Source organism: Dellaglioa sp. CoH-56-MRSF-14 (assembly GCF_056782115.1).
Window position 1 is genome coordinate 1 of the sequence record NZ_JBXAYB010000002.1, and the last position, 26,060, is coordinate 26,060.

Sequence of the window (26,060 nt, forward strand, 5' to 3'; positions counted from 1 at the left end):
AATACTGGGATAAAGCCATTTAGAAACATATTAAATTTTATATTATTTCATCCGTCAACTTGACAGGGCCTAGTACAGGTCATGGTGGCCTCTTTTTTTGTTTTCAGAATAAAAAACTGGTGTTGATGAATTTTATTTCACCAACACCAGAAAGTGTACACCCTTAAAATAGCTATGTTCTATAATGTTTTTTAAATTTGTTTCAACAAACTAATATTGTCCTTTTTTGAATAAGATAGGACAATTGATGACTTAATCCAGTAGTTGTATGAATAATGTATTGTGTTAAAAATTAGCGTTTAATTTATCTATTACTTTTTAGGACGATGTACAGGGTATACAGTGAAATTAATAGGGCAACGATACTTACTGTTGTAGATAGAATATTCATTTGTTTTACCTCCATTTTTTAGATATACTATAAAGACAGGATAATTATGTAGAATAACTTTATCTATTAACAAATGTCACTAATGCTAACTGTATAACAGCAGTTAGCATTTTTTATTAATACTCCATGCGATATATATAATAGCATCAGAGTAGAATGAAGACAGATCTATTTTAAGTTTTAAGCTAAAAATAGTTTATTATGATCTATTTTATAACCTAAAATTAAATGTAAATTTTTATCAATAGTTTGGATAAACAGCTTATTATGACGTGATTTCAACTCAGATACGTGAAGTAAATCTTGAAGTAACAAGGGTTTATCAGAGGGAGTAACAATTAAAATAAAATATTCTGATGTACTAATTACCTTAGAAATAGGGTAAAATAGATTATTAGTAGTGTAATATAAATTAAAATTTTTATTTAAATCAATAGTGGCTAATTCTAAATCGATCATTCGCATAATATTTAACCATCCTTTAGTAGAAGATATAATTATTATGCATTTTTTTTAATGAAAATGAAAGGAATGAGGAAAAAAAATGCCAAGAGGATTAATTATTGAAGATGATACAATTATTTCTGATAATATTGTTGAAGCAACAGCAAAAATTATGACGTTAGAGCAAGCGTTCGATGGCGAGGAAGGCTTTTTTAAAGCTTCACAAAATATATATGATATTATTATTTTAGATTTAATGCTTCCTACAATATCGGGATTTGATGTATTAAAAAAAATTCGAGAAAAGAAAATTGACACGGCAGTGCTAATCTTATCAGCAAAAGATAGTGTTGACGATAAAATTACCGGATTTAATTTAGGGGCGGATGATTATTTAGCTAAGCCATTCAATTTAAACGAATTACAAATGAGAATAAAGGCTCTTCTGAAAAGAACAATGAAATTTGAAATAGATAGTGAATTAAAATATCAAGATATGATTTTATCTGATAACAGAACAATTATTTCTGGCAGCCAATCTATCAATTTACAGGGTAAAGAGTATGAATTTTTAACATACTTACTGGAAGATAAGAATACTATTTTAACGAAAGAACAAATATTTGACCGTGTTTGGGGATTTACGTCCGATACTAGCATTACGGTTGTAGAAGTTTATATGAGTAATCTGAGAAAAAAATTAAAAAAGATTGGTCATGAAAAAATGATTCGAACAATTAGAAACGTTGGTTATCTGGTTGAACCTGATGAAAAATAAGGCAAATAGAGATACGCGTATAAAATTATTTTTTATGTATCTTTTAAGCTTCAGTATTATTTTTGTAACACTTGGTTTAATTGTATATAGTTCATTTAATGACACCTTAACAGTTAATGTAGATATATCAATGAAAAAACAAATTAGACGAATAAAAGATTCTAATTATGTCTCCATAAATAGAATCGATGATAGTCCACTTTTGAAGCAAGCACCTGACTTTAAAGTCTATCAAATCTTATGGTCACAAAATGGAGAAATAATTAATAAAGATGCAATGGGTACCAGATACCCCGTTTTTAATAAGATACCATTTAAAAAATCTGATTTAAACAAATTTAAAACAATTAAACAAAAAAACGGACCTACGTTTAGGTCATACTTAATGGAAATTCCAGACTCAGCTGTTAAAAAATGGCATAAAGCACGATATATTCAAATTATTGAAAATATTGAGATTAATCAAAACTCATTGATTAGTTTTAGGAATATTTTACTTGTATCTCTGCTTATTTTTGGAATGTTGTCGATTGCCTTAAGTGTTATTTTATCATCTATTAGTATTAAACCAACGATTAGTGCATGGAATAAGCAAAGAGAATTTATCGATAATGCAGCCCATGAGCTTAGAACACCATTGACGATAGTACAAAATAAATTAGAGTATTTGTTAACAAAACCTAATGCAAATATTATCGATGAAAGCGAGTCAATTGCAACTTCATTAAGTGAGATTAGACGATTAAATAATCTAACAAAAGATCTATTATTGTTAGCTAATTCAGATTCTAATGCTAATGTGTTTAACTTTAAGAAAGTCCTTGCTAAGGAATACTTTGAGAATATTATTCATCCTTATGCAGATATTGCGCTTAGTCAAAATAAACAATTTTATTTTCAAATAAATATTGCAAGTAAGTACATTCAATTAGACGAAGACCGTATACATCAATTAATTGTCATTTTACTTGATAATGCATTGAAATACACAGTAGCGGGTAATGAAATTTCGTTTATCGTTATTGAGTCGGCTAAGCAACTAGTGATACAAGTCATTAATGATGGAGAAAATATTAGTGATACACATAAAAAAATAATCTTCCAACGCTTTTATAGAGAAGAAAAATCAAGAAATCGTAAAACAGGTGGTAATGGGTTAGGCTTGTCAATTGCGAAATGGATCGTTGAAGAGCATAAAGGTAAAATTGAAGTTAGAAATAAGATACCGAAGGGTGTCGTTTTTGAAGTTACATTACCAATGAAATCAAATGAATAAGTAAGGATAGGTTAATAATATGGAATTAGAATTTTTAGGTACAGGAGCAGGAGCACCTGCAAAAAATAGAAATGTAACCAGTATTGCACTAAAACTACTAGATGAACGTAATAGTGTTTGGTTGTTTGATGTAGGTGAAGCAACACAACATCAAATTTTACAAACGACAATAAAACCTCGGAAAATCGAAAAAATATTCATTACACATTTACACGGAGATCATATTTTTGGGTTGCCAGGTCTTTTGAGTAGCCGATCATTTCAAGGAGGTAATGGACCTTTAACTATTTTTGGTCCTAAAGGAATTCAAAATTTTGTGAAGACCAGTTTACAAGTTTCTGAAACGAAGTTGTCATATACAATTAAATTTGTAGAACTTGATAAACCTGGATTAATATTTGAAGATAGCACTTTTAAAGTATATTTTGATTACTTAGATCATCGTATTATAAGCGTGGGTTATCGAATTGTGGAACATGATTATGCAGGCGAATTACAAATAGATAAACTTAAAGAATTAAATATTCCGTCTGGTCCAATTTATGGAGAATTAAAAGCCGGTAAAATAGTTCAATTAGAAGACGGCACAAAATTAAATGGAAATGATTTTTTGGGAGAAACTAAAAAAGGGCGTATTGTCACAATTTTGGGCGATACAAGAAAAACAAAAAATAGTTATACATTAGCTGAAAATGCAAATGTTCTGGTTCATGAGAGTACATTTGAAAAAGCTGAATCAAAAATGGCAAGGAATTATTATCATACAACTAGTGCTCAGGCTGCAGAAATCGCTAAAAAATCAAACGTGAAAATGTTATTATTGACACATATTTCCGCAAGATATGTTGGTAAAATGGCCATTACTTTACAGAGTGAGGCAAGAAGTATCTTTAAAAATACAACGGTTGTTAGAGATTTTGATGTAATTAATGTGCCGTTTTCTCAAAAGGAAAAAGTAAATGATTAGTCAATATAAAGAGTTAAAAGATTTACGTAATAGAATCGTTCTAATTAGTGGTGGTTCAAGTGGTTTAGGTAAGGAACTGGCATATGAGGTTGCTAGAAAAGGTGCAATTGTTGTTATTTGCGCTAGACAAATGGATAAACTTACAGAGGTTAAAGATGCTTGTCAGCGTCTATCTGGTCGATTGGCTTATGCGATTGAATGTGATGTTTCTGATCCAATTCAAATTGAAAAAATGGTTAAAAAAATTGAATCTTCAATTGGACCGATTGAAGTACTTATAAATAATGCAGGGTTTGGTTTGATGGAGAATGTGTTATCTTTTGATATGGATGTTGCTGAAAAAATGTTTAGAGTAAACGTCTTGGGGCTAATGTACATGACTCAAAATGTTGCGCTAAATATGGCAGATAGAAAATATGGCGTTATTATTAATATTGCATCTATTGCTGGGAAAATTGCAACACCGAAATCAGCAATTTATTCAGCAACGAAATATGGTGTCCTTGGTTATTCTAATGCGTTGAGATTAGAATTAAAACCACTAGGGATTAAAGTTATGACAGTTAATCCTGGACCAATTGATACTAATTTCTTCAAAATAGCTGATAAAGAGGGCAACTATTTAAAAAATATTGGATCAATGATGCTAAATCCTGCGCATGTTGCAAAGATTATATCAAGAAACATAAGTACAAATAAACGCGAAATTAATTTACCATATTATATGGAAATGGCATATTTGGGATATACAATTTTCCCTAAAATGGGAGATTTACTTGCGGGTACAGTATTTAACAAAAAATAGTGGGGGAAAATATGAAAAAACAATGGCGAACAATCATAGCGTTATTACTTATTATCGTAATAGCAATTTTTTCAATTTTAAATGTAAAGGAAGTTTCAATTAATTTTTGGTTTGCAGAAATTAAAATGCCAATGATTCTTATTTTATTATTTTCAATTTTAGCAGGAGCACTACTGATAGGTCTGTTAACAACAAGTGCAACTTTAAAATTAAAAAAAGAAAATAAAGAATTAAATCAACAATTGGATGACTATAAAAATAATTTTGATGAATCATTGAAAAATTCAATTGATAAAATAAAAACTCAGAATAGAAAAGAAGTTCAATTACTACAAAATGAAATTAAAACGTTAAAATCAGAAAATATAAATCGTTAGTAAAGTAGAGGTTTAACATGATTGAATCAAAGTATAGTTGGAAGTTTTTAGATTTAAGTAATGACAAAATACCTAATGAAATATTTGAAAATATTCAATTAGATCATTCATTGATATCTTTACTATGGAGCCGCGGACTTACATCTGAAAAAGCTATTACTGATTTTTTAAATGTAGGAGCAGAAAACATTCACGATCCAATGCTTATGCATGATATGAGTAAAGGAATTGAACGAATTCAACAAGCAATAGTTAAAAATCAAAAAATAACGGTTTATGGTGATTATGATGCTGATGGGTTAACGAGTACCTCAATCATGTTTGAGACACTTAGTGATATGGGCGCAGATGTGGAAACTTATATACCTAACCGATTTATAGATGGTTACGGACCTAATGTAGATGCTTATAAAAGAATAATAGACAATGGTACTAATTTGATTATTACTGTTGATAATGGTGTATCAGGGAATGAAGCAATAGAATTTGCTCAATCTCAAGGTATAGATGTTATCGTAACCGATCATCATGAATTACCAGATGTTTTACCAAAGGCTTATGCAATAATTCATCCTCGACATCCTGAAGGAAAATATCCGTTTGGAGAACTTTCAGGTGCTGGTGTGGCATTTAAAGTTGCGAGTGCATTAACAGGTGATATTTCAGAAGAATTACTAGATTTAGTGGTAATCGGTACAGTAGCAGATTTGGTATCACTGACAGATGAAAATCGTTCACTTGTAAGTTTCGGTCTGAAGGTTTTACAACAAACGTTCCGGCCAGGATTGATTGCATTAATGGAAGTTGCGAATGTAAAACAGGAAACAGTAGATGAAAAAGATATTGGTTTTGGTATTGCGCCGCGTTTAAATGCAATTGGGCGATTAGGTGATGCAAATATTGGTGTTGAACTGTTAACTAGTCTAGACGATGAACGAGCACAGGAAATAGCAAACTTTGTTCAATCTGAAAATGTACGCCGTCAAAAAATTGTAGCAGATATATTAGAACTAGCATTGAAACAGGCTACAGCAGAGTATAATCAGTACAAGAAAACACTGGTAATAACAGGTGAAAATTGGCACGAAGGTGTATTAGGTATCGTTGCTAGTCGTGTTGTTGAAGTAACTGGTAAACCGACAATTATTTTAAACCAAGATACAGAGAAGGGCTATTTAAAAGGATCCGGTCGAAGTATTGATACATTTCATTTGTATAACGCAATTAATGAACATAGAGAATTAACATCTCATTTTGGTGGACATCATATGGCCGTGGGATTAACATTTCCCATTCAAAACTTAGAAAGATTTAGATTAGACTTGGAAAATGAAGCAGTATCTCAAGGAATTCAATTGAACGTTAAGCCAGCCAAAGTGGTTGTAGCAAAGCTAAATGTAGATCAATTGACTTTGGATTTTTATAAGGATATTGAAAAATTAAAACCATTTGGTACAGACAATGAAAAACCGATTTTTGAAATTAAATATAAATCAATACAAAATGTTAAGGCTATTGGTAAAACAGGAACTCACTTAAAATTTGAAGTTGTTGGTGAGAAAGAAAAAATTAGTGGAATTTCATTTTCAAATGCAAAGTATGTTGATGATTTCAAGAATACTTTAGATGAGATCAAATTAATCGGTGAAATTGAAAAAAATGTATGGATGAATAAAACAAATTTACAGTTAATGGTACAGGACATTAAATTTGAAGGGCTTGTAATTATTGATGAAAGAACTGACCACGTGAATAAAAGTTTATTTCAAAATGAAGGCTTGTTTATATTCTGGAATAAAAAAAATTATGACCAAGTAAAACAATTTTCATCAGACAAACAGATATTTAAGCAGGCTGATCAACTAAAAAGTGTATCAGATTTTGATAATCAAAGAACAATTATATTTGTAGATTGCCCAAGCTCGTTGGAACAAATGTCTACAATATTACGTTTATCGGATAGTCAGAAAATAATTGCAGTATTTTTAAAGACTAACAGTGCCTATTTAGATGGTATGCCATCCAGAGAACAGTATGCAAAGTTATATAAATTTGTGATGAGTCATAAAGATGTTGATATTAATAATCAACTAATCGTCTTATCTGATTTTTTAAAAATAAAGAAAAATTTATTAATATTCATGATTAAGGTGTTTTTAGAGTTGGAATTTGTTAAAATAAAAGATGGATTAATGACTGGAAAAAGTACAACAAATAAAATGGACATTAAAAATACTTCTGAATATAAGCTAAGAAATAATCGAATATTAGCTGAAGATAAGTTAGTCTACTCTAAAGAGAATGATCTTAAAAAGTGGATACTTGAACAATTGAATACAGAAGATTAAAGGAGCGTTTATTAATGGTATTAGATTTAACAAAGTATATTGCTGCAATTCCTGATTACCCAGAAAAAGGTGTTGTTTTTCGAGATATATCACCCTTAATGGCAGACGGAGCAGCATACCGCGAAGCAACAAATAAAATTGTAGAATATGCCAAGAGTAAAAATGTTGAGATGATTGTTGGCCCTGAAGCTAGAGGGTTTATTGTTGGATGTCCAGTGGCCTATGATCTAGGTGTAGGATTTGCACCAGCTAGAAAAAAAGGTAAGTTACCTCGAGAAACCGTTGAGGCCAAGTATGCATTGGAGTACGGAGAATCTGCACTATATATGCATAAGGATGCGGTACAACCTGGACAGAGGGTTTTAGTAACAGATGATTTATTAGCAACTGGTGGTACGATTGCAGCGACGATAGAATTAGTTGAACAATTAGGTGGTATTGTTGTAGGGACTGCCTTTTTTATTGAATTAGATGATTTAAAGGGCCGTCAAAAAATAAAAGACTATGATATATTCAGTTTAATGAACTATTAAATTCATGATTACAGCTTTATGATAGCTATTGTTGTATAATTTTATAAAATGAGGCTCTAGTATTGGATTTTCGTCCAATACTAGAGCTTTTTATTTTTAAATTAAGCTACGAGCTTTTGAATATTATCTTCCTTTTACCAAGAACAGACGGTTGTTTGCGAAATATTAATTATATATACATCAGTTTGGGTCCAAGATACAGGTATAATACTGATTTTTTATAATTCAGAAAGTCACTTAAAGCTTTTTTAATGTTAGGTATATAAAAATGTGCGAAATATGTGCAAAGTCATATGATGTTTTAATGCTTTATAGTCTCTTTTTATACAAAATAAAAAACACAAATGCCTTTAAACTGGCGTTTGTGTTTTTTTATTTTGGTTTAATATGATATAAAAAGGAGAGTACAGGATTTGAACCTGCGCGCGCCATTACAGCGTTCGCCGGATTTCGAGTCCGGTGCATTACCACTCTGCCAACTCTCCAAAATAACTTTGTTTAGTATATCAACTTTTTAATATAATTGCAAAACTCATTTAATTATTATCAATGCTTATTAAGTTAGCAAGAAATATCCACGTGTAGCTTGCGCCAAATAATAAGCTTAGCAGATGAATATATAAAATTATTGTTGGATATGACTGAACATTTTGAATAGAATTTATGGGGTCTCCAAAAAAATCACTCAAGCCATAATATGAAATAGCTACTAAGTGATCAACAACATGGACACTGGGTAACTTAGAGACAAATTCGGTAACTTTTGATTCACCTCCTAAAACGCCTATTAAAGAAGTTCCAACAAGCAAACCTTCATAGAAAATATTTAATGCAAATTCAGCAATAACCTGTACAGTATGTGCAAAATTATTTTGAACAATGTATGAAAGTAATTTTAATAAATAGAATGAACTAAAGGTAATGATAATAATACCTAATATAAATGTAAAAATAACTGTTGTTTCCATTAGTGGTGTAATCAAATTCATATAATTAATTAGATAAAAAATGAATGTAGTAATAAGTAATAATAAATACGATTCAATTTGCCAGAGTTTTGTTTTTTTAGGGAATAATTTTAGGTATGAAAAAAAACTATAACAAAACAGTAATGAAGCAATGCTAAATGTTAGTAGTCTTAAAATTAAGAACCTGGGGAAAAACATTAGACCAAAAATTGTACCTATTAAAAAACTTACTGCATAAAAATAAAATTTTTGTTCTTTTTCTTGAATAACTAAAAACGACAAAAAAGGGTGTTTAAATCTATTTTGTCTTGGTATTTTTGTAGGGGTGAATATATATTTAAAAAAATTAGTCAAACCTTTATCCCAAATAGTTAACCCAATCATAGACACCCAAATAATTAAAACAATTAAATAAAATGTTTGTGCAATCATATTAATCCCCTTTTTCGTATAAATATATGGTTAAATTTTATACGTCTAACTGGACAATTACAAGAGAATACATAAAGTGATTCTATAATTAGTATTCAAGGGGAATTAAGTGCAATTAAGTGCAATTAAGTGCAATACGACCAATGAGTCTTGTAATCGTTGCCAAATTTTATCTGTTCGCCGAGTGTGATAGTTTATTGATAAAGATATTTCTAGGGTAGTAATAAAAGTATTTAGGTTTAGTATTTGAAACTGAATAATGATACCTTTTTAAACCAGTGATACCAAATCTTGCCATCAAATGAGACATCAAGTACAATAAAAACAATATAATAAATGGAAGCTGGAAGATTAATGAAAATTGGAATTGATCGAATTAATTTTTTTACATCGAATCAGTACGTTGATATGTCAGAATTAGCTAATGTCAGAAATGTAGATCCTAATAAATATTTAATTGGAATTGGCCAATCAAAAATGGCTGTTATACCGCCGACACAGGACGTGGTGACGATGGGTGCAAATGCTGCAGATCTATTAATAGATAACGAAAATAGAGACAAAATTGACTTTGTTATTTTTGCAACAGAATCCGGTATTGATAATTCAAAGTCGGCAGGAGCCTACGTTTCAGGTCTTTTAGGCTTAAAACACGTGAGATCAATCGAAATTAAGCAAGCTTGCTATGGAGCAACGGCCGCTATTCAATTGGCAAAAGGACATGTGTCGCTTAATCCAAATAGTCAGGTTTTAGTCATTGGTGCTGATATTGCTAGATATGGTCTAAATACTGCGGGTGAACCTACACAAGGTGGCGGCGCTGTCGCAATGATTATTACGAAAAACCCAAAAATACTTTTATTAGATGCAGATAGTGGATTTGTAACGGAAAATGTTATGGATTTTTGGCGCCCATTAAATCACAGCGAAGCACTTGTAGACGGTAAAACTTCTCAGAACGTATATTTAGATTTTTTTAATCAAACATGGAATGAGTATAAAAATAAAACAGGATTAACTGTTGCTGATTTTAAGGCTATTTTATATCATTTGCCATATACAAAACTTGGTGTTAAAGGTTTAAGAGAAGTCCTTAATGAAGCGACAGATAGCAAAAAAATTGAATTAGAACGAGAATTTGAGGCAGCTAAAAAGTATAATAATCAGGTTGGAAATTTATATACTGGCTCACTATATTTAAGCTTTATATCTTTACTTGAAAATAGTAATGATTTAGAGGCCGGTGATAGAATAGGGATGTATAGCTATGGTTCAGGGGCAGTTGGAGAATTCTTTTCTGGTACATTAACAGATAATTTCAAGAGTCAATTACCGAAAATTAATTTAGAAGAACGTGTTCAAGTTTCTATTGAATTATACGAGAATATGTATCAAAATCATTTAAAAAATGATGGAGCAGATATTTATTTAGATTACAGTAATGATAAATCTAAATATATTTTAATAGGCAGCAAAAATATGCAAAGGCAATATTCTATTCAATAGAAAAAGCTACTAGATTAGTCTGACTAATTTAGTAGCTTTTTCTGCTTTGTTCATTAAAAATGACGATAGAGTCCAATGACTTTGCCTAAAATAGAGACAGAATCTAAAATAATTGGTTCCATTGAATCATTTTCGGGTTGGAGACGAAAATGATTTTCTTCTTTGAAAAATCTTTTACAGGTTGCCTCATCAAATTCATTCATTGCAATAACAATTTCACCATTTTCAGCAGTTGACTGTTTTCTGACAATAACTTGATCTTCATTTAATATCCCAATATTAATCATGCTTTCTCCGCGAATTGTTAACATGAATAAATCATCTGAGGAATTAAAGTCAGGTGGGAGGGGGAAATAATCAGTTACCTGTTCAACAGCCAAAATGGGTACACCAGCAGTAACGGTCCCGACCATTGGAATTAAATTTTCATGACTATTAACGCCAATCGCATCTAATCCAAGTGGTGTAAGTTCAATTGCCCTAGGTTTGGTGGGATCTTTAGTTAGTAATCCTTTTTTTTCAAGTCGAGCAATGTGTCCATGAACAGTGGAAGTAGATGATAGAGAAACAGCTTCGCCAATTTCTCTAACAGTTGGTGGATAACCCTTCGTGTCCACTCGTTCATGAATAAAGCGCAAGACTGCAAGTTGTTTGCTGTCAGATGCTTTTGTCATTTAGTACACCTCATCATCATTATTTATTATTTTAATAGTAGCATATGAAAGTAGTTGTTGCAAACAAACGTTCGGTTAATTTGAATAATTGTTTTTTATCATATTATCAGGTATGCTTATGAGTGAAATTTTAAGGAGTGATAATAAATGATCCCAGAAGATTTAGCACCAAGAATAAATGAATTAGCTGCAAAAAGTAAAACTGATGAAGGTTTAACAAAGGCTGAAGAAGCTGAAAGAAAAGAACTTCGTGAAACGTATCTTGCATTATTTAGAGAAAGTTTTAGAAGTCGAGTTGAAATGATGCAGGTTTATGATAAAACAGGTAAAGAAGTAACACCTGACAAAGTAAAAAAAGTTCAACGTGATAAAGGTTTACGAGATAACTAAGAAAATAGTTCCCAATTTGAATAGATTTACCTTTTCTTTTATGTGAAAATTGTGTAGAATTAGTGATTGAAGTGAATTGAAAGGGGTCTTGAATTATGTCAATGGGAATGACGATTTTAATCGCCGTTATTGCGTTAGCAGTTGGACTTGTCGGAGGATTTTTCGGTGCTCGTAAGTATATGGAAACATATTTACAAAAGAACCCACCAATCAATGAAGATATGTTAAGAATGATGATGGTCCAAATGGGCCAAAAACCTTCTGAAAAGAAATTACATCAGATGATGTCATCTATGAATGCACAAGCAAAAAATAGTTCGCAAAAAAAATAATTTAATATTTTATGAACAGGCAAGGATTTCCTTTGCTTGTTTTTTTTTATAAAAAGGAGGAGTTAGAATGACTATATTTAGAAAACTTGGATGGTTTTTTAAACAAGAAAAAAAATCGTATGGAATCGCAGTATTCTTTCTGATTTTAGTGGCAATCTTCCAAATTATTCCACCTAAAATTATTGGAAATATCGTTGATAGTATGAGTGAAAATGAACTAACAGTGAGTAAGTTAGCAATTTGGATTAGTATCTTAGTTTTTGTTGCATTAGGGCAATATCTGTTTAGATATATCTGGAGAACCAATATTTGGGGTAGCGCTGCTCGCCTTGAAAAAATTTTACGTACTCGATTATTTAAACATTTTATGCAAATGGATCAATCTTTTTTTCAGCAAAATAGAACAGGCGATTTGATGGCACATGCAACGAATGATTTAACAGCTATTCAGCAGGTTGCTGGTGCAGGTATACTAACTTTTGCTGATTCAATTATCACGGGTGGGACAACTATAATTGCAATGATATTTTTAATAGATTGGCGTTTAACAATCTTAGCAATTATTCCGTTACCTTTATTGGCGGTTATGGCTAGATATTTAGGAACTAAAATACACACTGCTTTCTCTACATCTCAAGCAGCGTTTTCAACGTTGAATAATAAAACGCAAGAGAGTGTCAGCGGAATTAAAGTGATTAAGACTCTTGGACAAGAACAAGAAGATATTGAAGATTTTGAAGGAAAAGTTGAAGAAACTATCAAGATTAATAGAAAAGTTAATTTATTGGATGCATTGTTTGATCCAATAACAAGTTTAATTATTGGATTGTCATATGTTTGCACTATCATTTTAGGTGGATACTATGTGGCTAACAACGTTATTTCAATTGGACAACTGATTTCATTTATAAGTTATATTGCGTTACTTGTTTGGCCGATGTTTGCTATTGGTCGATTATTTAATGTTATTGAACGTGGAAATGCTAGTTATGATCGTGTTCAAATATTATTAAATCAAAAAAGTGGCATTGTAGATAATGAAAAGGGGTTAGATAAATTACCGGTGGGATCTTTTAAATTTGATGTCCAGCATTTTAATTATCCAGATGATGATCGGGAAAGCTTGCATAATGTTAAATTTGAAATTGGTTCTGGTCAAACTCTTGGCATTGTTGGAAAAACGGGTGCTGGCAAATCAACGATTATGAAATTGATACTTCGTGAATTTGATGCATACAACGGAATGATTTCAGTTAATAATTCAAATATTAAAGAGTATGCCTTAGATACGTATCTGAAGTCAATTGGTTACGTTCCTCAGGAAAGCTTTTTATTTTCAACAACTATTTTAAATAATATACGTTTTGCTAATATGAATTTAACAAAAGAAAAGGTTGAAATGGCTGCATTTAATGCTGATTTGGATAGTGATATCACTGAATTACCACTAAAATATGAAACAGAGGTTGGAGAACAAGGAATATCCCTCTCTGGTGGCCAAAAGCAACGTTTAGCTATCGCTCGTGCCCTTGTAATTAATCCAGAGCTATTAATTTTGGATGATGCTCTTTCGGCAGTTGATGCCAGAACGGAATCTATTATTTTAACTAGATTAAAAGAGAAACGTCAAAATAAAACAACTATTATTTCTGCAAGCCGTATGAGTAGTGTAAAAGATGCAGATGAAATTATCGTAATTGATGGTGGAACAATTATTGAGCGAGGACAGCATGATACGTTAATGACATCAAAAGGTTGGTACTATCAAATGACAACTAAACAACAACTTGAAAGCAAGTTAGAGGGAGATGAAATTAATGAGTGAAAAGCCTAAATCTAGCTGGCAAAAAGAACTGAGCGGTAAAGAACAAAGAACAGTTATTAAAAGATTGTTGCCCTATACAAAAGATTTTAAAGCCGATTTTTTAATCGCAATTTTATTTGCGGCCATATTAAGTGGAATTAATATATTACTACCTCTTCTTTTACAGTATTATATGGATAACTATCTTCAATCGAAATCAACACCACTAAATATTATGTTTTTATTTGCGGGTCTTTACTTTATCGGTGTAATTTTAAAAGCAATTACTCAATTCATTCAAATGTATTTGTACTCAATGGGTGCAGAAAAAACATTAGAAAAAATACGTGTCATTCTTTTTAAAAAAATTCACACGTTAGGGATGCGTTACTTTGATAAGACACCGGCTGGAGCTGTTGTTTCTAGGGTTACTAATGATACGATGACATTAGCAGATTTTTGGACGCTATTTATGACATTAATCGTTGGTGTATTTTCACTTATCTCTGCTTTTGTAGCAATGTATATTGCCAAGCCACAGATTGCATTGGTAACGTTGATTTTTATACCAATTTTACTAATAACAACATGGTATTACCAACGGTTTAGTTCAAAGGTTTATCGACAAATGAGAGAATATTTGAGTCGATTAAATACTAAATTAAATGAATCTATCGTTGGAATAAATGTGATTCAACAATTTCGCCAAGAAAAACGGATTGAAGGCGAATTTGAGGACACTAATGAACTTTATTTGAAAAAAAGATTTGAAATGATTCGAACTAATTCATTGTTACTTTCACCAATTATTAGTTTATTTTATGCATTGGCTGTAGTAATGACACTTGGGTTATTTGGAATTAGCAGTTTAGATCATTTTGTTGAAGCAGGAATGGTATATGCATTTCTAACATATTTACAAAATTTCTTCAATCCCATGACAAACTTAATGGATTATTTGACAACTTTCCAAGATGGAATCGTTGCAGGTAGCCGAATCATTAGTGTTCTTGATGACCAAACAATAGAACCACAACAAACACCCGTGGCAGGAGCCACAATTACTGAAGGTAAAATTGAATTCAAAAATGTTACTTTTTCTTATGATGATGAGAATGCTGTTTTAAAGAATATATCATTTACGGTACAACCTGGTGAAACACTTGCTTTCGTTGGACACACGGGTAGTGGTAAAAGTTCAACCATCAATATTTTGATGAGATTTTATGATTTTGAAGAAGGGCAAATTTTAATTGATGGTTTAGATATTAAAAAATATTCGACAGAAGAGTTACGTAAAAAAATGGGGCTTGTATTACAAGATTCATTTTTATTTTATGGTAATGTTGCTTCAAATATTAGAATGTTTAATCAAGATATTACTGATGAACAAATTGAAAAAGCTGCTAAATTTGTTCATGCTGATCAATTTATTGATAAATTACCTCGGCAGTATCAAACGAAAGTTGTTGAACGAGGGGCAACATACTCCGCTGGTGAAAAGCAATTGATTTCATTTGCGAGAACGATTGTAACTAATCCCAAAATTTTAATATTGGATGAAGCTACAGCTAATATTGATACGGAGACGGAACAACTTATACAAGATGGGTTAAAACAAATGAGACAAAATAGAACGACGCTTGTTATCGCACACAGACTGTCAACTATTGTTGACGCTAACCAAATTCTAGTGTTGGATAAGGGTCAAATTGTTGAACGAGGAACACATGAAGAATTACTAAAATTAAATGGTAAATACGCTGACATGTATAGTTTACAAAATATATCAGATGATTAAGTTTAATTTTAAATAAAAATACTGGTAGAAAATCAATATGATTTCCTACCAGTATTTTTTTTGGAATTTAATTATTATTTTTACTTTTATGGGGATCAACATATTTAAAATTGGGATTAATTTCAGTATCTAATTTTTGAAATGCAGCCATTAATTGGGTGTCCATTTCTGTTTGGACCTCATCAGTCAATTTTGTTTTTTTGTCTAAATAGATTGGATCACCGAATGAAACGGTTACTCTTTTTCTACTGAAAAGTTGCTTTAAGGTTAATGGACCTTGATAGACTGCTGGAACTAGGGGTACCTGTGCCATTCGAGCAATTAAGAGTGAACCACCTTTTAATTCCTCGGAATGTCGGGTACCTGAGGGAAACATAATTAATGATAATTCGCCTTTTTTTAAAAATTTAACTGGCGTTTTAATTGTTGATGGACCTGGATTTTCTCGATCAACTGGAAAAGCATTGGCATGAATTAAGATATAGCGTAAAATTGGATTTACAAATAGTTCTTTTTTTGCCATAAATGAAAACTTTTTAGGACTACCAGCTAAGGCAAAGTAAAGGGGGTCAAACCAAGTTCGGTGTGGACCTACTAAAATATACGATCCTTCAGGTAGTTTTTCTTTATTAATATAGTGGGCATTCCCATTGATTAAGAATAAAAGTACTCGTACAATACCTCGTGCAAATGAATAAAACATGTGGCAACAATCCTTTCAAATTTTAAACTTTGTATGGTAAGTATGACTAATTAAATTAAAAGTTGCAAGTTTAAAAAAAATTATAGAAAATGGGTAATGAAAAATGGTTTCACTTAATAACAATGAACGTATTGACCAATTATACTCAAATCAAATTAAAATCATTCAGAGTTCAGATGTTTTTTCTTTTTCACTGGATGCTGTTTTATTAGCCCATTTTGCAGATGTTTCAAGAAAAGAATCAACTAAAATAGTTGATTTATGTGCGGGCAATGGTGCAGTCGGGTTATTTGTTAGTCAAAAAACAAAGGGTCAAATTTATCAGATTGAACTTCAAGAAAAATTAGCTGATATGGCAAATAGAAGTATTGAATTGAATCACTTGGAAAATCAAGTACAAGTTAAGCAAACAGATTTAATCAACACGTTTGATTATCTAGAAAAAGACTCAATTGATACCGTATTGTGTAATCCACCTTATTTTCCAAATACGCCACAATCTTCTCAGAATCCTAACAAGTATTTAGCAATTGCACGACATGAAATTACAACTAATTTAGATAGTATTCTAGAAATTACTAGCGGTTTATTGAAAATGAAGGGGAAAACTTTTTTCGTACACCGTCCTGATCGATTGCCTGAAATTCTAAGTAAAATGGTTAATCATCGGTTGGCGCCTAAAAAAATCCAATTTGTTCATCCAAAAGAGGGAAAAGAGGCTAACATGGTCCTAATTGAAGCAATTAAGGATGGCAATGCAGCAGGAATTAGGATTATGCCTCCTATTGTTGTTTATGGTAACGATGATGAGTACACACAAATGGTTCAGGAGATTGTTTATGGAAGATGAAAAAAAATATTATTTCTATGTATTACTGTGCGCTGATAATACACTATACGGCGGATTTACAACGGATCCCGAAAAAAGACTTGCAACGCATAATGCAGGGAAAGGTGCAAAGTACACAAAATTAGCTAGTAGACGGCCTTTGAAAATGATTTTGCAGGAATCATTTGAAACGAAATCTGAAGCATTAAAGAAAGAATATGCTTTCAAACACCAATCAAGAGATAAAAAAATTGCTTATTTAAAAAAGCAATCAGTTGAAATCTGAAATAATGTATAAAAAGATTTCAAATGATATAATGAAAGTATAAATTTTAAAATAAAGAGGTATAACATTATGAAAATCATTGCGTATGGTATCCGAGAAGATGAATTATTGTATGTCCAAGAATGGGAAAAAGATAATCAAATTAAAATAAAAACTGTTAATGAATTATTAGACGAAAAAACAGTTCAATTAGCAGAAAATTATGACGCTATCGTTGCCTACCAACAAAAGGACTATACACCTGAATTAATTAAAAAAATTCATGATTTAAATATTAATTATTTATCGATTCGTAATACTGGTGTGGATAACGTTGATGGGGATGCAGTTAATAAGTATGGATTGATTGTGACGAATGTGCCATCTTATTCTCCAAGTGCTGTTGCGGAGCTATCTGTAGCTAAATTGTTGGAGTTATTTAGAAAAACACCACAATTTAATCGTAAAATGAAGAATAACGATTTCACTTGGGAACCCGATATCTCTAAAGAAATCCGCACACAAACAGTTGGTGTGATTGGTACAGGAAGAATTGGGCAAACAGCCATTAAAATTTTTAAAGCATTTGGTGCAAAAATTATTGGATATGATATTTATCAAAATCCTGCTTTGAAAGAAGAAGGAATCTATGTTGATACATTAGATGAGCTATATGCAAAATCAACAGTTATCACAATTCATAGCCCTGCTACTGAAGATAATTATCATTTATTAGATGACGAAGCATTTAGTAAAATGCAAAATGGTGTGCATATTTTGAATATGGCCAGAGGAACATTGATTGACACCGATGCACTGATAAGAGCGCTAGATTCAGGGAAAGTAGCCGGTGCCGCATTAGATACACTTGAAAATGAGACTGATTATTTCAATAAAGAATTAACAGAATCACAAGTAAATGGTACTTTTAAAAACTTATTGCAACGTGAGAATGTGTTAATTACCCCACACACAGCGTTCTATACAGAGCCTGCTGTCAGGAATATGGTTATAGATGCTTTGAATGCAAGTAAAGACTTAATAGAAACAGGACATTCTGATAAAGAAGTTAAATTTAAATAAAATTAGTCAGAAAATGGAGGATTTTGTATTATGAAACTAATTGCGTTCGGTATGAGAAAAGATGAAGTTGGATTTGGTAATCAATGGTCTGATGACAATCAAGTTGATGTTGAAATTACTCAAGATTTATTAACGAATGAAACGATACAGCAAGCGGATGGATTTGATGGTATTATTGCATTGCAAACAATCCCTTATAACGAAACATTATTTTCTAAAATGAAAGAGATGAATATTAAGATTCTTTCTGTTAGAAATGTCGGGGTTGATAATATTGATTTAGTTGCAGCTAAAAAATACGGTGTGACGGTGACAAATGTCCCAGCGTATTCACCTAACGCGATTGCTGAATTTTCTGTGACACAATTGATGCAACTCTTAAGAAGAACACCAGAATTTAATTTAAAAATTAAAAATCAAGACTATCGTTGGGCTCCAAATATTTCACGCGAGTTGAGAAGCTTAACCGTGGGTGTTATTGGAACTGGACGTATTGGCCGGGTTGCAATGGACATTTACAAAGGATTCGGTGCAAAAGTTATTGCATACGATGTCTATCCAAATGCTGAATTAAAAAAGAGTGGTATTTATGTTGATACATTAGATGAGTTGTTCGAACAAGCAGACGTTATTACATTACATACGCCAGCTACAAAAGAGAATGAACACATGCTTAATCGAGATTCATTTGAAAAAATGAAACACGGAGTTCTGATTGTAAATACAGCCCGTGGAACGTTAATTAATACTGAAGATTTAATTGACGCATTAAAATCAGGACAAGTTGGTGGAGCAGCTTTAGATACGTATGAATTCGAAAATCCAATATTTAATCATGATTTAACGGACTCATCTATTGAAGATCCATTATTTAATGAACTTTTAGATATGGTAAATGTTATTTTAACACCTCATATTGCATTCTATACTGAAACTGCAGTTAAAAATATGGTTGAAATTGCTTTGAATAGTGCTTATCAATTTTTAACAACAGGCGTTGTGGAAACAGAAGTTAAATAATTAAAAATAAGACTTGTGTTCTAATTTTAGATTTTGTATACTTAAAGACGATGTTAAAACATCAATTCACACCTTGTGGGATGTGACTGAGGGTGCTCGGGAGAGTCTTAGCACAGTTGAACACTTGGGAGGAAAATAAAACTTTTACTCGGAGGCACTACATTATGGCTGTTATTAGTATGAAACAATTGCTCGAAGCCGGTGTTCATTTTGGACATCAAACACGTCGCTGGAACCCAAAGATGAAACCATACATCTTTACTGAAAGAAATGGTATTTATATCATTGATTTACAAAAAACAGTTAAATTAGTTGATGCTGCTTATGCATCAATGAAAAAAGCTGCTGAAGATGATGGTGTTGTTCTTTTTGTTGGTACAAAGAAACAAGCACAAGATGCTATTGAAGAAGAAGCAACTCGTGCTGGACAATACTTTGTTAACCATCGTTGGTTAGGTGGAACTTTAACTAACTGGAACACAATTCAAAAACGTATCAAACGTCTTAAAGAAATCAAAAAAATGTCAGAAGATGGCACATTTGATCTTCTTCCTAAAAAAGAAGTTTCTTTATTAATTAAACGTAGAGATCGTCTTGAAAAATTCTTGGGTGGTATTGAAGATATGCCTCGCATCCCTGATGTATTATTCATTGTTGATCCTCGTAAAGAACGTATCGCTGTTAAGGAAGCTCAAAAATTGAATATTCCTATCATCGCTATGGTTGATACAAATAGTGATCCAGATGAAATTGATGTAAAAATCCCTTCAAATGATGATGCAATTCGTGCTGTACGTTTGATTACTGCAAAAATGGCTGATGCTATTATTGAAACTAATCAAGGTAAAGAAGAAGTGAATGAAGCTTCTTTCAAAAAGGCTGACGAAAAAGTAGATTCAATCGAAGATATCGTTGAAGCTGTTGAAGGCGGAAATGATAAAAAAACTGCTGAATAGTAAATAAATTAGGCTGTCTCAAAATTAGGTACTGTAATGGCCCTTTCTTTTGAGGCAGTTTTTTTAGATATAAAATCAATTAAATTATTTAAACAAGGAGGCCATTCAAATGGCAAAAATTTCTGCTTCTCAAGTTAAAGAATTACGTGATACAACTGGTGTCGGTATGATGGACGCAAAAAAAGCACTCGTTGAAGTTGACGGTGATATGCAAAAAGCAATCGATTTCCTCCGCGAAAAAGGTATGGCAAAGGCTGCTAAAAAAAGTGACCGTGTTGCTGCTGAAGGTCTATCTGATGTTCAATTCTCTGGTAACTTTGCAGCTATTGTTGAAGTTAACGCAGAAACTGATTTCGTTGCTCAAAACGAACAATTCAAAACACTTGTTAAATTGATTGCTACTAAAATTGCTGAAGCACATCCTAAAGATGTTGAAGAAGCACTTACAATTAAAACAGACCGTGGCACAATTAATGATGATTTAATTGAAGCAACACAAGTAATTGGTGAAAAAATTTCATTACGTCGTTTTGAATTAGTAGAAAAAACTGATAATGAAAGTTTTGGATCATACTCACATATGGGTGGCTCAATTTCAACACTTGTTGTCGTTACAGATGCTGATGAATCAACTGCTAAAGATGTTGCTATGCATGTTGCTGCAATTAATCCTAAGTATGTATCTCGTGAACAAGTACCTGCTGATGAATTGGCACATGAAAAAGAAGTACTTTCTAAAGAAGCTGCTAATGAAGGCAAACCAGCAAATATCATTGAAAAAATGGTTGAGGGTCGTTTAAATAAATATCTAGCTGATATTAGCTTAGATGATCAAGATTTTGTTAAAGATCCTGACATGACAGTTGCTAAGTATGTTGCTTCTAAGGGTGGAAAAGTTAAATTATTTATCCGTTATGAAGTTGGAGAAGGTCTTGAAAAGAAAGAAAATAATTTTGTAGACGAAGTTATGGGCCAAATTAAATAATTTTCTACAATCCAAAAGTTTGTGCTTTAAGCACAAACTTTTTTTAATAAATTTATTTTGATATAAATTGAATTATTAATTATACCTAAAATATGGTAAAATAATTGTAAATAGATTGTAGGAGGAACATTGGATGTCAGATGTTAAGTATCGACGCGTTATGTTGAAGTTAAGCGGTGAAGCATTAGCCGGAGAACAAGGATTTGGTATTAATCCACCTGTAATTAGAAAAGTTGCTGAAGAATTAAAAGAAATTCAAGAAATGGGTGTTGAAGTCGCTATCGTTGTTGGTGGTGGTAATATGTGGCGTGGTGAAGCTGGAGCCGCAATGGGTATGGAACGTGCGCAGGCAGATTATATAGGGATGCTAGGAACAGTTATGAATGCACTAGCATTGCAAGATAATCTTGAGTCTGTAGGTGTCCCAACTCGAGTTCAAACAGCTATTGAAATGCGCCAAATTGCAGAACCCTATATTCGCCGTAAAGCTGTTCGTCATCTTGAAAAAGGTCGCGTTGTTATTTTTGCTGCGGGTACGGGTTCACCATATTTCTCAACAGATACAACTTCAGCGTTAAGAGCTGCAGAAATTAATGCTGATGTTATATTGATGGCAAAAAATGGCGTAGATGGTGTCTATTCTGCTGATCCTCAAAAGGATGACTCAGCAACAAAATATGAAGAATTAACACATTTAGATATAATTAATAAAAACTTACAAGTTATGGATACAACTGCAAGTACATTATCGATGGATAATGATATTCCGTTAGTCGTATTTAATTTGAACGAACCAGGAAATATAAAAAAAGTTGTTCTCGGTGAAACCATCGGAACAACCGTTAGGGGAAAATAAATGAAAATAACAGAACCTATATTAGTTGATGCTCAAGATAAAATGTCAAAAGCAGAGGTTTCACTTCAAAAAAATCTTGGTAATATTCGGGCTGGTCGAGCTAATGCTAGTTTATTGAATAATGTGACAGTAGATTATTATGGTGCACCAACGCCACTTAATCAAGTTGCACAAATTTCAGTACCAGAAGCTCGCGTACTTTTAATTACGCCATTTGATAAAAGTGCTTTGAAGGATATTGAACATGGTTTATTAGTTGCTGATTTAGGAATTAGCCCTTCGAATGATGGATCAGCAATTCGATTAGTTATTCCTCAATTAACAGAAGAACGTCGTAAGGAATTAGCTAAAGACGTTAAAGCTGAAGCAGAAAATGCTAAAGTTATTATTCGTAATATCAGACGTGATGCAGTTGATGCCTTGAAAAAATCAGAAAAAAATGGTGATTTAACCGAAGATGATTTACGAGATTTAGAAAAACAAGCTCAAGATGTGACGAATGCATCAATTAAAAATATTGATAATATTCAAGCAGATAAAGAAAAAGAAATTTTAGCAGTTTAAATAAATAGCTTTATTTTAAGACAGGCGTCGTTTTGTGCCTGTTTTTTTGCTACAATAGAACATGTAACTATTCTTGGAGGTACAATATGGCTTTTAATTTTAAAAAAAATAAAACAAATGAATTAATCCAATTGGATATGGAAAGAATTCCTAAACATGTTGCTGTTATAATGGATGGTAATGGACGTTGGGCAAAAAAAAGGCATTTACCTAGAATTGCGGGACATAAAACCGGTATGGATACTGTAAAAACAGTAACTATGGCTGCAAGTGATTTAGGGATTAAAGTTTTAACACTTTACGCATTTTCTACTGAAAATTGGAAACGGCCCGAAACAGAAGTTAATTACCTGATGAGTTTACCGGGTACTTTTTTTGATAAGTTTGTACCAGAATTAATTGAAAAGAATGTAAAAGTTAATGTTATGGGCTACATTGATCAGCTTCCAAATGAAACAAAATTAGCTGTTCAAAATGCAGTGGAAGATACTAAAGATAATACAGGGATGGTTCTTAATTTTGCATTAAATTATGGTGGGCGAGCAGAGATTGTGACGGCTATCAAAAATATTGCAACTGATACCTCTAATGGTAAACTAAGCGTTGAAGAGATAACAGATAAAACAATTGACCAGTATTTAATGACTAGTAATTTAGCACCTTATAATGATCCGGAATTACTAATCAGAACTAGTGGTGAAGAAAGAATATCTAATTTCTTATTATGGCAAATTGCTTATAGTGAATTAGTGTTTACTGATACATTATGGCCTGATTTTTCTGAAGATGCATTAAAAGATGCAATACTAAATTATCAAAAAAGAGACCGCCGTTTCGGTGGTATAAAAGAATAGGAGAATTTTTATGAGACAGCGCGTAATTACGGCAATTGTGGCTCTCTGTATTTTCATACCATTGGTTATTATTGGTGGACTACCATTGCAGATATTTGCTTTAATTTTAGGATGCATTGGTATTTCGGAAGTATTTGTAATGAAGAAAAAATTATTGATATCACCAGAGGCTACTTTTGGTATCTTAATGACAATAACTGTGATTGCACCAGATAAGTGGTTTAAATTTTTACCAGCTCACATTTCTTCTGTAAATGTATTTTATTTTCTTGTTGCACTTCTATTAATGTATATGGTTACTTCAAAAAATCGTTTTTCATTTGATGATGCTGGTGTTTTTGTCTTAAGTTCTTTATATGTCGGGATGGGATTTCATTATTTTATTGCGGCAAGAGGCAACGATTTTAACGGATTAATGACATTAGCATATATTTTAATTGTTATCTGGACAACAGATACAGGTGCTTACATGTTTGGACGTAAGTTTGGTAAAAATAAATTAGCACCACATATTAGTCCAAATAAAACATGGGAAGGTTCAATTGGTGGAACATTAATGGCTACACTGTTAGGAAGTATCTTTATTTACTTCTTCCCACAAAATCATTCTTTTCCTATAATGATTTTGATTACGTTAATCCTTTCGGTATTTGGACAATGCGGTGATTTAGTTGAGTCCGCGTTTAAACGTTTCTATGGTGTAAAAGATTCTGGACGTATTCTACCTGGACATGGTGGTATTTTAGATCGATTTGATAGTTTAATATTTGTATGGCCAATTATGCATTTATTTGGGTTAATGTAATAAATTAAAGGGGGAGGATTCACATGATTAAAACGATTATTACATTTATTATCGTTTTTGGAATTTTAGTTGTGATTCATGAATTTGGTCATTACTATTTTGCAAAACGTGCTGGAATTTTAGTTCGTGAATTTTCAATTGGTATGGGGCCAAAAATACTTTCATTCCATAGAGGTAGTACAACGTACACTTTAAGAATATTACCTCTTGGTGGATATGTTAGAATGGCGGGAATCGCTGATGATGAAGATGAAGATTTAAAACCTGGTATGCCTATGAGTTTAATACTGGATAGTAATAATAAGGTTACAAAGATTAATACGAGTAAAAAAACAACGCTGTATAATGGTATCCCAATCGAATACCTAGATAGTGATTTGCAAAAAGAACTCTGGATTACAGGATATGAAAATGGTAATGAAGAGATAGTAAAAAAATATAATGTTGATCATGATGCGTTAATAATTGAAAAAGATGGCACAGAAATTCAAATCGCTCCTGAAGATGTTCAATTTCAATCAGCTACGCTTTGGAATCGAATTTTAACGAATTTTGCTGGACCGATGAATAACTTTTTATTAGCTATTGTTGCATTTATACTACTTGCTTTTATGCAAGGTGGCGTTGCAACCAATTTGAATCAAATTGGTACAATTCAAGAGAATTCTGCGGCTCAAAGGGCGGGGTTAAAAGCAAATGATAAAATTGTAGCTGTATCTGATAAAAAGACAACAAACTGGACTGAATTAACGACAGCGATTAGCAGTCGTCCTGATAAAAAAACTGACTTAAAAGTAATAAGGAACGGTAAAACAGAATCAATCGTTATTACACCTGAATCAAGTAAAACAGACTCAACAAAGATCGGTAAAATTGGTATTACAGTTAAAATGGATCACTCATTTATCAATAAAATTACTTATGGGTTTACGCAATCATGGAGTGTCGTGGCTAGTATTGTGGCTGTATTAGTAGGGATGTTTACTAAAGGTGTCAGCTTAAATGATTTTGGTGGTCCGGTTGCAATTTATGCAGTGACTTCAAATGCAGCAAGTTATGGGTTGGCGAGTGTTGTGTCATTGCTTGCATTCTTATCAATTAACTTAGGAATTGTGAATTTATTACCAATTCCAGCTTTAGATGGTGGAAAATTAGTACTAAATATTATCGAAGGAATTCGTGGCAAACCAATTTCACCTGAAAAAGAAGGTGTTATTACATTAGTTGGATTTGCATTTTTAATGATATTGATGATATTAGTCACATGGAATGATATTCAGCGTTATTTCTTTTAAATGAAAAAGGAGAATAAAA

27 protein-coding genes and 1 tRNA gene are annotated in these 26,060 nt (G+C 32.0%); 23 read left to right on the top strand and 5 right to left on the bottom strand.

What is annotated here, in order from left to right:
• Positions 1-571: 571 nt before the first annotated feature.
• Positions 572-856, bottom strand: coding sequence for a hypothetical protein (locus tag AC1RPX_RS01825; protein WP_481762401.1), 285 nt, complete (start codon positions 854-856; stop codon positions 572-574).
• A 79-nt stretch (positions 857-935) separates the two neighbouring features.
• Between AC1RPX_RS01825 and AC1RPX_RS01830 the strand changes: the two genes are divergently transcribed.
• Genes AC1RPX_RS01830 through AC1RPX_RS01860 form a run of 7 tightly spaced genes read left to right on the top strand, consistent with a single transcriptional unit; the run spans position 936 to position 7,919 of the window.
• On the top strand, positions 936-1,613 hold the full coding sequence (locus tag AC1RPX_RS01830; RefSeq protein ID WP_481762182.1) for a response regulator transcription factor: 678 nt from the start codon (positions 936-938) through the stop codon (positions 1,611-1,613).
• Positions 1,603-2,889 (top strand): sensor histidine kinase, encoded by a 1,287-nt coding sequence (locus tag AC1RPX_RS01835; protein ID WP_481762402.1) that lies wholly within the window; start codon positions 1,603-1,605, stop codon positions 2,887-2,889. The genes AC1RPX_RS01830 and AC1RPX_RS01835 overlap by 11 nt, the downstream gene beginning before the upstream one ends.
• A gap of 19 nt (positions 2,890-2,908) precedes the next feature.
• On the top strand, positions 2,909-3,856 hold the full coding sequence (rnz, locus tag AC1RPX_RS01840) for a ribonuclease Z (RefSeq protein ID WP_481761397.1): 948 nt from the start codon (positions 2,909-2,911) through the stop codon (positions 3,854-3,856).
• Positions 3,852-4,661 carry an SDR family NAD(P)-dependent oxidoreductase gene (locus AC1RPX_RS01845; RefSeq protein WP_409022789.1) on the top strand — a complete coding sequence of 270 codons (810 nt, stop codon included), beginning with the start codon at positions 3,852-3,854 and terminating at the stop codon, positions 4,659-4,661. Before rnz ends, AC1RPX_RS01845 begins: the two co-directional genes overlap by 5 nt.
• A gap of 11 nt (positions 4,662-4,672) precedes the next feature.
• Positions 4,673-5,038 carry a lipopolysaccharide assembly protein LapA domain-containing protein gene (locus AC1RPX_RS01850; protein ID WP_481761396.1) on the top strand — a complete coding sequence of 122 codons (366 nt, stop codon included), beginning with the start codon at positions 4,673-4,675 and terminating at the stop codon, positions 5,036-5,038.
• Between the two features lie 17 nt (positions 5,039-5,055).
• On the top strand, positions 5,056-7,386 hold the full coding sequence (gene recJ, locus AC1RPX_RS01855; protein ID WP_481761395.1) for a single-stranded-DNA-specific exonuclease RecJ: 2,331 nt from the start codon (positions 5,056-5,058) through the stop codon (positions 7,384-7,386).
• A 14-nt stretch (positions 7,387-7,400) separates the two neighbouring features.
• Complete coding sequence (locus tag AC1RPX_RS01860) at positions 7,401-7,919, top strand: adenine phosphoribosyltransferase (protein WP_481761394.1); 519 nt, start codon at positions 7,401-7,403, stop codon at positions 7,917-7,919.
• A 398-nt stretch (positions 7,920-8,317) separates the two neighbouring features.
• On the opposite strand, the gene AC1RPX_RS01865 is transcribed toward AC1RPX_RS01860, so the two are convergent.
• Together AC1RPX_RS01865 and AC1RPX_RS01870 are read right to left on the bottom strand one after the other, a co-directional pair.
• Positions 8,318-8,404, bottom strand: a tRNA-Ser gene (locus AC1RPX_RS01865).
• Positions 8,405-8,455: 51 nt separating this feature from the next.
• Entirely contained in the window at positions 8,456-9,319 is an 864-nt protein-coding gene (locus AC1RPX_RS01870; RefSeq protein WP_481761393.1) for a hypothetical protein, read from the bottom strand.
• A 354-nt stretch (positions 9,320-9,673) separates the two neighbouring features.
• Here AC1RPX_RS01870 and AC1RPX_RS01875 point away from each other — a divergent pair, with 354 nt between their 5' ends.
• Complete coding sequence (locus AC1RPX_RS01875; protein ID WP_481761392.1) at positions 9,674-10,825, top strand: hydroxymethylglutaryl-CoA synthase; 1,152 nt, start codon at positions 9,674-9,676, stop codon at positions 10,823-10,825.
• A gap of 53 nt (positions 10,826-10,878) precedes the next feature.
• Here AC1RPX_RS01875 and lexA read toward each other — a convergent pair whose 3' ends face one another.
• Complete coding sequence (gene lexA / locus AC1RPX_RS01880) at positions 10,879-11,499, bottom strand: transcriptional repressor LexA (protein ID WP_409022434.1); 621 nt, start codon at positions 11,497-11,499, stop codon at positions 10,879-10,881.
• Between the two features lie 147 nt (positions 11,500-11,646).
• On the opposite strand from lexA, the gene AC1RPX_RS01885 reads away from it, so the two are divergent.
• From AC1RPX_RS01885 to AC1RPX_RS01900, 4 genes are all read left to right on the top strand, one after another.
• Positions 11,647-11,889, top strand: a complete 243-nt coding sequence (locus AC1RPX_RS01885; protein WP_409022435.1) for a DUF896 domain-containing protein — start codon at positions 11,647-11,649, stop codon at positions 11,887-11,889.
• A gap of 95 nt (positions 11,890-11,984) precedes the next feature.
• Positions 11,985-12,221 (top strand): YneF family protein, encoded by a 237-nt coding sequence (locus AC1RPX_RS01890; RefSeq protein WP_112249992.1) that lies wholly within the window; start codon positions 11,985-11,987, stop codon positions 12,219-12,221.
• A 67-nt stretch (positions 12,222-12,288) separates the two neighbouring features.
• Positions 12,289-14,046 (top strand): ABC transporter ATP-binding protein, encoded by a 1,758-nt coding sequence (locus AC1RPX_RS01895; RefSeq protein WP_481761391.1) that lies wholly within the window; start codon positions 12,289-12,291, stop codon positions 14,044-14,046.
• Entirely contained in the window at positions 14,039-15,826 is a 1,788-nt protein-coding gene (locus AC1RPX_RS01900) for an ABC transporter ATP-binding protein (protein ID WP_481761390.1), read from the top strand. Before AC1RPX_RS01895 ends, AC1RPX_RS01900 begins: the two co-directional genes overlap by 8 nt.
• Positions 15,827-15,893: 67 nt before the next feature.
• On the opposite strand, the gene AC1RPX_RS01905 is transcribed toward AC1RPX_RS01900, so the two are convergent.
• Complete coding sequence (locus AC1RPX_RS01905) at positions 15,894-16,529, bottom strand: lysophospholipid acyltransferase family protein (protein ID WP_409022438.1); 636 nt, start codon at positions 16,527-16,529, stop codon at positions 15,894-15,896.
• Positions 16,530-16,632: 103 nt separating this feature from the next.
• Here AC1RPX_RS01905 and AC1RPX_RS01910 point away from each other — a divergent pair, with 103 nt between their 5' ends.
• The 11 genes from AC1RPX_RS01910 to rseP all read left to right on the top strand — a co-directional run bounded on the left by AC1RPX_RS01910 (position 16,633) and on the right by rseP (position 26,041).
• Positions 16,633-17,379 carry a tRNA1(Val) (adenine(37)-N6)-methyltransferase gene (locus AC1RPX_RS01910; RefSeq protein ID WP_409022439.1) on the top strand — a complete coding sequence of 249 codons (747 nt, stop codon included), beginning with the start codon at positions 16,633-16,635 and terminating at the stop codon, positions 17,377-17,379.
• Positions 17,369-17,644 carry a GIY-YIG nuclease family protein gene (locus AC1RPX_RS01915; protein WP_409022440.1) on the top strand — a complete coding sequence of 92 codons (276 nt, stop codon included), beginning with the start codon at positions 17,369-17,371 and terminating at the stop codon, positions 17,642-17,644. The genes AC1RPX_RS01910 and AC1RPX_RS01915 overlap by 11 nt, the downstream gene beginning before the upstream one ends.
• Positions 17,645-17,713: 69 nt before the next feature.
• Positions 17,714-18,706 (top strand): D-2-hydroxyacid dehydrogenase, encoded by a 993-nt coding sequence (locus AC1RPX_RS01920; protein WP_481761389.1) that lies wholly within the window; start codon positions 17,714-17,716, stop codon positions 18,704-18,706.
• A 30-nt stretch (positions 18,707-18,736) separates the two neighbouring features.
• Positions 18,737-19,726 (top strand): D-2-hydroxyacid dehydrogenase, encoded by a 990-nt coding sequence (locus tag AC1RPX_RS01925; protein WP_481761388.1) that lies wholly within the window; start codon positions 18,737-18,739, stop codon positions 19,724-19,726.
• Between the two features lie 164 nt (positions 19,727-19,890).
• Complete coding sequence (gene rpsB / locus AC1RPX_RS01930; protein ID WP_409022443.1) at positions 19,891-20,682, top strand: 30S ribosomal protein S2; 792 nt, start codon at positions 19,891-19,893, stop codon at positions 20,680-20,682.
• Between the two features lie 109 nt (positions 20,683-20,791).
• The gene (gene tsf, locus AC1RPX_RS01935; RefSeq protein WP_481761387.1) at positions 20,792-21,667 is read left to right on the top strand and encodes a translation elongation factor Ts; all 876 of its coding nucleotides are present in this window, start codon (positions 20,792-20,794) and stop codon (positions 21,665-21,667) included.
• A gap of 133 nt (positions 21,668-21,800) precedes the next feature.
• Entirely contained in the window at positions 21,801-22,523 is a 723-nt protein-coding gene (gene pyrH, locus AC1RPX_RS01940; protein WP_481761386.1) for a UMP kinase, read from the top strand.
• Positions 22,524-23,087 (top strand): ribosome recycling factor, encoded by a 564-nt coding sequence (gene frr / locus AC1RPX_RS01945; RefSeq protein WP_409022446.1) that lies wholly within the window; start codon positions 22,524-22,526, stop codon positions 23,085-23,087.
• 86 nt (positions 23,088-23,173) lie between these two features.
• The gene (locus AC1RPX_RS01950) at positions 23,174-23,941 is read left to right on the top strand and encodes an isoprenyl transferase (RefSeq protein ID WP_481761385.1); all 768 of its coding nucleotides are present in this window, start codon (positions 23,174-23,176) and stop codon (positions 23,939-23,941) included.
• Positions 23,942-23,951: 10 nt separating this feature from the next.
• Entirely contained in the window at positions 23,952-24,746 is a 795-nt protein-coding gene (locus AC1RPX_RS01955) for a phosphatidate cytidylyltransferase (protein WP_409022448.1), read from the top strand.
• Between the two features lie 23 nt (positions 24,747-24,769).
• Positions 24,770-26,041 (top strand): RIP metalloprotease RseP, encoded by a 1,272-nt coding sequence (gene rseP, locus AC1RPX_RS01960; protein WP_481761384.1) that lies wholly within the window; start codon positions 24,770-24,772, stop codon positions 26,039-26,041.
• The last annotated feature ends 19 nt before the right edge of the window (positions 26,042-26,060 follow it).

Coding starts and splice junctions, on each gene's coding strand:
- AC1RPX_RS01825 (WP_481762401.1), bottom strand. CDS start 856: ATGCGAATGATCGATTTAGAATTAGCCACTATTGATTTAAATAAAAAT.
- AC1RPX_RS01830 (WP_481762182.1), top strand. CDS start 936: ATGCCAAGAGGATTAATTATTGAAGATGATACAATTATTTCTGATAAT.
- AC1RPX_RS01835 (WP_481762402.1), top strand. CDS start 1,603: ATGAAAAATAAGGCAAATAGAGATACGCGTATAAAATTATTTTTTATG.
- rnz (WP_481761397.1), top strand. CDS start 2,909: ATGGAATTAGAATTTTTAGGTACAGGAGCAGGAGCACCTGCAAAAAAT.
- AC1RPX_RS01850 (WP_481761396.1), top strand. CDS start 4,673: ATGAAAAAACAATGGCGAACAATCATAGCGTTATTACTTATTATCGTA.
- recJ (WP_481761395.1), top strand. CDS start 5,056: ATGATTGAATCAAAGTATAGTTGGAAGTTTTTAGATTTAAGTAATGAC.
- AC1RPX_RS01860 (WP_481761394.1), top strand. CDS start 7,401: ATGGTATTAGATTTAACAAAGTATATTGCTGCAATTCCTGATTACCCA.
- AC1RPX_RS01870 (WP_481761393.1), bottom strand. CDS start 9,319: ATGATTGCACAAACATTTTATTTAATTGTTTTAATTATTTGGGTGTCT.
- AC1RPX_RS01875 (WP_481761392.1), top strand. CDS start 9,674: ATGAAAATTGGAATTGATCGAATTAATTTTTTTACATCGAATCAGTAC.
- lexA (WP_409022434.1), bottom strand. CDS start 11,499: ATGACAAAAGCATCTGACAGCAAACAACTTGCAGTCTTGCGCTTTATT.
- AC1RPX_RS01885 (WP_409022435.1), top strand. CDS start 11,647: ATGATCCCAGAAGATTTAGCACCAAGAATAAATGAATTAGCTGCAAAA.
- AC1RPX_RS01890 (WP_112249992.1), top strand. CDS start 11,985: ATGTCAATGGGAATGACGATTTTAATCGCCGTTATTGCGTTAGCAGTT.
- AC1RPX_RS01895 (WP_481761391.1), top strand. CDS start 12,289: ATGACTATATTTAGAAAACTTGGATGGTTTTTTAAACAAGAAAAAAAA.
- AC1RPX_RS01900 (WP_481761390.1), top strand. CDS start 14,039: ATGAGTGAAAAGCCTAAATCTAGCTGGCAAAAAGAACTGAGCGGTAAA.
- AC1RPX_RS01905 (WP_409022438.1), bottom strand. CDS start 16,529: ATGTTTTATTCATTTGCACGAGGTATTGTACGAGTACTTTTATTCTTA.
- AC1RPX_RS01910 (WP_409022439.1), top strand. CDS start 16,633: ATGGTTTCACTTAATAACAATGAACGTATTGACCAATTATACTCAAAT.
- AC1RPX_RS01915 (WP_409022440.1), top strand. CDS start 17,369: ATGGAAGATGAAAAAAAATATTATTTCTATGTATTACTGTGCGCTGAT.
- AC1RPX_RS01920 (WP_481761389.1), top strand. CDS start 17,714: ATGAAAATCATTGCGTATGGTATCCGAGAAGATGAATTATTGTATGTC.
- AC1RPX_RS01925 (WP_481761388.1), top strand. CDS start 18,737: ATGAAACTAATTGCGTTCGGTATGAGAAAAGATGAAGTTGGATTTGGT.
- rpsB (WP_409022443.1), top strand. CDS start 19,891: ATGGCTGTTATTAGTATGAAACAATTGCTCGAAGCCGGTGTTCATTTT.
- tsf (WP_481761387.1), top strand. CDS start 20,792: ATGGCAAAAATTTCTGCTTCTCAAGTTAAAGAATTACGTGATACAACT.
- pyrH (WP_481761386.1), top strand. CDS start 21,801: ATGTCAGATGTTAAGTATCGACGCGTTATGTTGAAGTTAAGCGGTGAA.
- frr (WP_409022446.1), top strand. CDS start 22,524: ATGAAAATAACAGAACCTATATTAGTTGATGCTCAAGATAAAATGTCA.
- AC1RPX_RS01950 (WP_481761385.1), top strand. CDS start 23,174: ATGGCTTTTAATTTTAAAAAAAATAAAACAAATGAATTAATCCAATTG.
- AC1RPX_RS01955 (WP_409022448.1), top strand. CDS start 23,952: ATGAGACAGCGCGTAATTACGGCAATTGTGGCTCTCTGTATTTTCATA.
- rseP (WP_481761384.1), top strand. CDS start 24,770: ATGATTAAAACGATTATTACATTTATTATCGTTTTTGGAATTTTAGTT.